The 6,058-nt window shown below is 54.8% G+C and carries 6 protein-coding genes and 1 pseudogene; 6 read left to right on the plus strand and 1 reads right to left on the minus strand.

The genetic code is table 11. The features are described from left to right. The first annotated feature begins 6 nt into the window (after window positions 1-6). The 4 genes from GOV79_RS20410 to GOV79_RS20425 all read left to right on the plus strand — a co-directional run bounded on the left by GOV79_RS20410 (window position 7) and on the right by GOV79_RS20425 (window position 3,801). Window positions 7-1,107, plus strand: coding sequence for an alpha/beta hydrolase (locus tag GOV79_RS20410; protein WP_170775043.1), 1,101 nt, complete (start codon window positions 7-9; stop codon window positions 1,105-1,107). A gap of 72 nt (window positions 1,108-1,179) precedes the next feature. Next, on the plus strand, window positions 1,180-1,653 hold the full coding sequence (locus GOV79_RS20415; protein WP_170791504.1) for a DUF3300 domain-containing protein: 474 nt from the start codon (window positions 1,180-1,182) through the stop codon (window positions 1,651-1,653). A 14-nt stretch (window positions 1,654-1,667) separates the two neighbouring features. Beyond that, complete coding sequence (locus GOV79_RS20420; protein WP_170791506.1) at window positions 1,668-2,477, plus strand: hypothetical protein; 810 nt, start codon at window positions 1,668-1,670, stop codon at window positions 2,475-2,477. Window positions 2,478-2,529: 52 nt separating this feature from the next. Then, window positions 2,530-3,801: an MFS transporter gene (locus tag GOV79_RS20425; protein ID WP_170791508.1), complete on the plus strand. Its 1,272-nt coding sequence runs from the start codon at window positions 2,530-2,532 to the stop codon at window positions 3,799-3,801. A 146-nt stretch (window positions 3,802-3,947) separates the two neighbouring features. On the opposite strand, the gene GOV79_RS22605 is transcribed toward GOV79_RS20425, so the two are convergent. Further along, window positions 3,948-4,742 (minus strand): IclR family transcriptional regulator, encoded by a 795-nt coding sequence (locus GOV79_RS22605; protein WP_170775035.1) that lies wholly within the window; start codon window positions 4,740-4,742, stop codon window positions 3,948-3,950. Between the two features lie 267 nt (window positions 4,743-5,009). Between GOV79_RS22605 and GOV79_RS20435 the strand changes: the two genes are divergently transcribed. Together GOV79_RS20435 and GOV79_RS20440 are read left to right on the plus strand one after the other, a co-directional pair. Continuing rightward, window positions 5,010-5,774, plus strand: a complete 765-nt coding sequence (locus GOV79_RS20435; protein WP_214648077.1) for an SDR family oxidoreductase — start codon at window positions 5,010-5,012, stop codon at window positions 5,772-5,774. A 16-nt stretch (window positions 5,775-5,790) separates the two neighbouring features. Further along, window positions 5,791-6,058: pseudogene (locus GOV79_RS20440) on the plus strand (2-hydroxyhepta-2,4-diene-1,7-dioate isomerase); the annotation flags it as partial.

The following is a 6,058-nucleotide window of genomic DNA, read 5'->3' on the forward strand; positions in this document are numbered from 1 at the left end:
GTTTCAATGCGCTTTTTGATCGTCATGCTGCTAAGTGTTTGCGCGGGGTGCGGCGGGCCCCAAAACCTTGTGGGCGTCGAAACCGCAATACCGGTTTCCAGCGTTCCGGAACTCACCCGCCATAGGATCTACATTGCGACGCCGCGCGCTCTGTCTGACGACCCATCCGAGTTCTTTTCAGGCGACCGCGCCTCTGACATGAGCTTTGCTGCTGTCGACGTCACCATCCCCCCGGATCATCAGAAAGGGAATATTGAACGACCGTCATCCCTGCCTGCCGACCCACGCAAGCATTTCGTGATCACAGCACCGCAGTTGTTCAGTGACGGAACCCAATTCCGGCAAGAAGTCAGCCGTTCGGTGCGAGCTTTGCCCCGCAATGATCACGAAGTGCTGTTGTTCGTGCATGGCTATAACACGAACCTGACCAGCGCGGTTTTGCAAATGGCCCAATTCGTCGAAGATTCCGGATACAAGGGGGTCCCGATCTTGTTCACCTGGGCTTCAAGCGGGCAGACCGTCAAATATGTCTACGACATAAACAGCGCCCTGATCGCTCGAGATCACCTGGTCAGCATGTTTTCCGTCATGGAAAGCAGCAACATTGAAGGATACGATCTAGTGGCTCATTCGATGGGCACATTCCTGGTCATGGAGGCCGGGCGGCAGATTTCAATGACGACCGGGCTGAACCCGACGGGGAAGGCCCAAAACGTCGTTCTGGCCGCACCCGATATAGATATAGATCTGTTTCTGACGCAAATTCGCAGGTTTCCGGAACAGTATCGACGGTTCGTCGTGCTTGTGTCTCAAGATGACAAGGCGCTCAGGGCCAGCCAACGGGTCGCCGGCGGTGTCTCGCGTCTGGGGCAGATCCCAGCCGAAGATTTGGCCGAACTGGGAGTCAATGCAATCGACCTGAGCGCAGTCAAAAATACGGGCTCACTGGCACATTCGAAATTTAAGGACTCGCCTGAAATCGCGCAGTTGATCGGCACCGCCCTGAGTGAAAACTCAAGTTTTGAATCGGATGTCAGTTTCCCTGTGGGTCGCAAAATTGGCACCGGCATCGACGGGCTGCTGCAAGTTGTGAGGGTGGGCGGATGAATAGACCATCCAGTCGCGCCAGTAACTGCCTTGTCCTCGGCTTCAGCGAATTTCGGAAAAGGAATCCCTGAGATGCGCACAAGATCGACCGTTTTTTTGGCATTTCTATGGATCGCTGCCGTGTTGGTTGCACCCGTCGGAGCAACGGCGCAGAACACAACGACCGAGCAAGCGGCAGAAACAGCGGACGAGGCCCAGTTTACGGCGGAAGAGCTTCAGAAACTTACCGCTCCGGTTGCGCTTTATCCGGGTACGCTGCTGATTCAGATCCTTGTCGCGGCGACCTACCCGCTTGAAGTGTCCAAGGCAGATCAGTTTGTTCAGGATAACGCGGACCAAGAGCCAGGCGCCCGTAAGACGCTGATCGAAGAACAGGGTTGGGATGACAGCGTGACAGTGTTGGCCACCGCATTCCCGGAAACACTTGAGAAAATGGCCGCACATATCGAGTGGACCGAAACGATCGGGGCCGCAACCCCGGCCTACGCGAGGTGCAGACGGCCCACGGCGCAAATAGTCTGTCACATGCAAAATGACGCTGGTTGAGGAGAAATTGAAACATGCATCGGAAAAATTTGTCCGAAACACACCGGAGTAGCCATCTGGGAAAACGTACCCAGATCGCAGCATGGAAACCTGCAGTCGCCTTGGTGCTAACTTTTGCACCTCTTTCCGGACAGGCTCAGGAGGCGGCATCCGAGTGGGATTTCGGACTGACCCCATATCTTTGGATGCCTAGTCTGAATGGCGATGTATCTCCGGGGCCGAGAGCGCCGACATTGGGTGTCGATGCGTCATTCAGTGACTTGCTGGACGAGCTGGAAATCGGTTTCATGATTGCTGGATCAGCAACAAAGGACAGGTTCGGTATTTTCGGTGATCTTCAATATTTCGATTTCGACTCGAACGCTTCAACACCTGGCCCGGCATTTAGCTCAGCCGTTATCGACACGGATATTCTGATCGCAACGCTTGGCACAGAATACGTGGCACTAGCAACTCAAACATCCGAATTGAAACTGGTTGTTGGCTTTCGGTATTATGACGTATCCATTGACGGCTCGCTAAGGGCTGGAACCGTTCCAGGCCGTGAGGTCAGCGGAGGGGACGAATGGCTTGACGGTATCTTTGGCCTTCGCGGTCGATCGAGTGTTTCAGAAGACTGGTATGTTACGGGTTGGGCATTCGTTGGTGGCGGGGGATCGGATTTTACCTCGGATGTGTTCGGCGGCTTCGGCTATCGGGTGAGTGACACCTTGGATGTGGTCGGTGGCTACCGGTACTTCTCTGTCGATCGCGAGGATGGAGACGGGTTCGTCTATGAGGTTGAACAGCACGGTTTGCTTATCGGCGTGAAATTCAAGCTGTAGACAACGATAACTGTCGTCGGGTCCGTAGCTTGCAAACCAATATGAGGCTGAAATGACGATATCCATTGTGTCTCTGCGTTCGTTGTTTGTGTCCATTGGAATGATCCACCTGTCGACGGCGGCTTTGGGCACCTTGGTGTCGTTGCGCATTGCGGATTCCGGTGGCAGCCAAGAGGCAGCGTCTTTCGTCGCTGCAAGCTATTCTATGGGTTTCTTGCTTGGGTGTTTCTTTATCTTTCGGCCTTTGGCCCGGATTGGTCACATACGGGCATTTGCAGCCTCGGCGGCATTGTGCAGCCTGTGCGCCCTGTTGTTGTCGATTTCAGAAAACACCTTTGTCCTAATTGCGGCGCGATTTGCGACAGGATTGGCGACGGCCAGCCTGTATTCCATTGGGGATGCGTGGATCAACGACTCTGCACCCGCAAATAGCAGAGGGCGCATCCTGTCCATCTACTACATCGTTTTGGGTGTGACGTCTGTCGCAAGCCAGGCCTTTATCATACTGTTCTCGGGCGATTTGTCCGAAGCGTTTGTGATGATGTCCGCACTTTATTCGATTGCGATCATCGTTCTGGTGCCGACTCGAACCTCTCCCCCCAGTGTGCCTGCGCACGCGCAGTTGCGCCTTATCGCGTCCTTCCGGGAATCCCCAACCGCGTTCATCGGAGTGTTCGTGAACGGCTTCGTGTTGGCGCTGCTGCTGACTGTTTTGCCTTATCAGGCTTCGGTCGCAGGGATGAGCGCAAATATGATCGCGTTTGTCGTGGCAGCCTTCTACTTGGGACGTATTCTGTTTCAGTTCCCAATCGGCCACGCATCAGATCGAATGGACCGCCGCTATATGATCGCAGCGATGTCACTGAGCGCCGCCTTGACCGTCATGATCCTGTCAATTGCCTCACGCAACGAGGGGTTTACAATCGCCGGGGAAAGCGGGCTCGTGCTGCAAGTTGTCATGATAATCGGCTCTGTGTTTCTGGGAGGACTGATCATGCCGCTCTATTCGGTCCTTGTTGCGCATGCCATGGACCGTACAGTTCCTGTTTATGTAGGCGCCACAGCTGTCACCTTGTTGTTTGTTTACACCGTCGGCAGCGTGGTCGGGCCAATTTTTGGGGGTATCGGATCTCTTCTTGGCAGTGACAGAGCGGTCCAATGGATGTGTTGGGTGCTGATGCTGGTCGCTGGTATGTTCACCGTTGTCCGCCTCAAAATGCGCGAGAGCGTCCCCCACGCTGAAGCAGCCAGTGGGGTAGCCGCGTCTCCGACGTCGGTGTCCATATCCCCAGAAACAAAAAGGCCCGAGCAGTCGCGTTTCTAAGCGATTTCTGAAGGAAACTTTGCGTCGGTTTAAGCCGGTAACAAGTCAACGGCAGTCGGCCGAGGGCTGCCGCAATTACTGCACCGGGTACCCTGCGTCCGTTGTTGGGTCAGCGGAGCTTCAATGGGGTCACATGACCTTTCCCGTCAATGCTCGGTCAGTAAACTGCTTTCGCCAGAGTAGAAATTGGTAAGCTCGTCGGCCAAAGACTGATACAGCAGATGTACTTCATCCAACGATGGCACGTCTAACTTGTCGATACGCTCGACATAGGGGCAGTTCACGACACAAATTGGCACACGTTCACGGTCGAAGACGGGAAAGGCAAGGTTCGTGACGCCCACTGCTGTTGCAGATGGCATACGCTCGTAACCAACTTCCCGAATACGGCTCACATGCTCTAGGAACTCACTGCGGTCGATTTCCGGTTCTCCCTGTGCCAACCGATGCATATCCAGAAGTTCTTCGATCTGCTGGTCGCTTCGAAACGCAGCCAAAACGCGGCCAGTACCTGTGTTGCTTAGGCCAATGACAGTGCCTACGCGCAACGAAAACACCCAATTTCCTGGGGCCGAAACCGAAGCAACGACGACGATGTCTCCATTGCTTTCCATACCAAGGTGACAAGACTGCCAGGCAAGTCTGGTGACTGCGCGCATTTTGGGGGAAGCAACCTCCATCAGGCGTTCAATTGGTGGATGCCCCTGGGACACAGCGAACATTTTCAGGCTTAGGGAGTAAAGATCACCGTCCTTCGATCGAACGACATACCCCCGCCGCACCAATGTGGATAGCATTCGGTAAATTTCGCTTTGCGAACGTTGCAAGGCTCGCGCAATTTCACCTTGTGATATTCCGTCGCCGTGAAGGGCAAGAAGCTCAATAATATCAAGTCCTTTTTCTAACGCTGGAGCGCGGTATTTCTCGGACGAATTTGCCACTTTGCCCTCCTGGTCAGGCCGATGAGTCTGAGCGTTCGATCATCGCTTGGGTCGTAATCAGAAGTCAATGTTGATTTATAAATGAAAGTATGATTTGCATTTAAATAATATAGTGGGGAGGAATCGTGGTAGAAAAGACCGCCCAAGCCAAATTCCAGAGCGCTGACGCACTGCTGGTCTGAGCGAGGCTGAAGTCCAATGTTAAACCCAGGCTAAAGACGGCTGGCTTTGATCGCTCACATCGGCCAACACATAACATCTGAACTAATGATCGAGATCGATATGAACCCAACTCAGGGCCGAATGGCCGGAAAAAAAGCTTTGGTTACCGCTGCGGGGCAAGGCATCGGACGCGCCAGCGTCGAGAGGTACGTGGCCGAGGGCGCTCAGGTGATAGCTTGCGACATCAACGACGACACCTTGGCTGAACTGGCCGAACTCGAAGGTGTCACCGCGTTGAAGCTGGATGTCACAGACGCGGATGCAGTGACAGAAGCGGTGGAGCAAACCGGTCCTCTGGATGTTCTGTTCAACTGCGCAGGCTTTGTGGGCGCGGGCTCGATCTTGGATTGTGACGAGGGCCAGTGGGATTTCAGTTTTGATCTGAACGTCAAGGCAATGTACCGGCTGGCCAAGCTGGTGCTGCCGGGCATGTTGGAGGCCGGCGGGGGGTCGATCATCAACATGTCCTCGGTTGCGTCATCGATTAAGGGTGTGCCGAACCGGTTCTCTTATTGCACGTCCAAGGCTGCGGTGATCGGGCTGACAAAGTCAATTGCAGCGGATTTCGTAACACAGGGCATTCGCTGCAACGCAATTTGCCCCGGAACCGTAGACAGCCCCAGTTTGCATGACCGTTTGCGGGCAACTGGTGACTACGATCAGGCACTGAAAGACTTTATCGCGCGGCAACCGATGGGGCGGATTGGCCACGCAGACGAGATTGCAGCGCTGGCGACCTATCTGGCCAGCGATGAAAGTGGATTTACCACTGGACAGACTTTCGCCATCGACGGCGGCTGGACCGTGTAAGCAAGGAGAGACTTAGATGAAACTGCTGCGTTATGGCCTGGCTGGTCAGGAAAAGCCGGGGCTGCTGGATGGAAACGGCGCGATCCGTGATTTGTCGGGCACGATTGGAGACATCTCGGGCGAGGTGTTGTCCGATGCCGGTCTTGATGCTTTGCGAGCTATCGACACGGCAACCTTGCCGTTGGTCGAGGGCAACCCGCGCATTGGGGCCTGTGTGGGCCAGGTGGGCAAGTTCATCTGCATCGGCCTGAACTATGCCGACCACGCCGCCGAAAGCGGCATGG

This window comes from Ruegeria lacuscaerulensis, from assembly GCF_013034745.1.
GTDB classification, from domain to species: Bacteria; Pseudomonadota; Alphaproteobacteria; order Rhodobacterales; family Rhodobacteraceae; genus Ruegeria; species Ruegeria lacuscaerulensis_B.

What these genes read in the sequence shown, in the direction of transcription:
- GOV79_RS20420 (WP_170791506.1), top strand. Translation starts at nt 1,668, where the DNA reads ATGCATCGGAAAAATTTGTCCGAAACACACCGGAGTAGCCATCTGGGA.
- GOV79_RS20415 (WP_170791504.1), top strand. Translation starts at nt 1,180, where the DNA reads ATGCGCACAAGATCGACCGTTTTTTTGGCATTTCTATGGATCGCTGCC.
- GOV79_RS20435 (WP_214648077.1), top strand. Translation starts at nt 5,010, where the DNA reads ATGATCGAGATCGATATGAACCCAACTCAGGGCCGAATGGCCGGAAAA.
- GOV79_RS20425 (WP_170791508.1), top strand. Translation starts at nt 2,530, where the DNA reads ATGACGATATCCATTGTGTCTCTGCGTTCGTTGTTTGTGTCCATTGGA.
- GOV79_RS20410 (WP_170775043.1), top strand. Translation starts at nt 7, where the DNA reads ATGCGCTTTTTGATCGTCATGCTGCTAAGTGTTTGCGCGGGGTGCGGC.